Genomic DNA, 654 nt, shown 5'->3' with positions numbered 1-654 from the left:
CACCCACCCGGGGTGAAATCGCACACCTGGTGATTGATTCCACCGGGCTGAAGGTTTTTGGTGAGGGCGAATGGAAAGTTAAAAAGCACGGTAAAGAGCGCCGCCGTATCTGGCGAAAGCTGCATCTTGCTGTTGATGGTAAAACACATGAAGTCATCTGTGCGGACCTGTCACTGAACAACGTAACGGACTCAGATGCCTTCCCGGGTCTTATCCGGCAGACTCACAGAAAAATCAGGGCAGCAGCGGCAGACGGCGCTTACGATACGCGTCTGTGTCATGATGAACTGCGCCGTAAGAATATCAGCGCGCTTATCCCTCCCCGAAAAGGAGCGGGCTACTGGCCCGCTGAGTATGCAGACCGCAACCGTGCCGTAGCGAATCAGCGTCTGAGCGGGAGCAATGCGCGGTGGAAGTGGACAACAGATTACAACCGTCGCTCGATAGCGGAAACGGCGATGTACCGGATAAAACAGCTGTTCGGAGGTTCACTGACGCTGCGTGATTATGACGGGCAGGTGGCAGAAGCTCTGGCCATGGTTAGGGCGCTGAACAGGATGACAAAGGCTGGAATGCCAGAAAGCGTGCGTATTGCCTGAAAATCTGTCCTGCCACAGGGACACTCGCCCCGAATCTGATTTATTCAACAAAGCC

Annotated in this window: 1 protein-coding gene; it reads left to right on the top strand. The window is 54.7% G+C overall.

The window, feature by feature from the left end; translation table 11 throughout:
- Positions 1-599 (top strand): IS5 family transposase (locus QLG07_RS02655; protein WP_282468411.1); only part of this gene is annotated, 599 nt, incomplete at its 5' end.
- Between the last annotated feature and the right edge of the window lie 55 nt (positions 600-654).

Origin of the sequence: Erwinia sp. V90_4 (genome assembly GCF_029967685.1) — a bacterium.
GTDB classification, from domain to species: Bacteria; Pseudomonadota; Gammaproteobacteria; order Enterobacterales; family Enterobacteriaceae; genus Erwinia; species Erwinia aphidicola.
The sequence above is the reverse complement of the archived record's forward strand: the minus strand, read 5'-3'. Positions and strand labels throughout refer to the sequence as shown.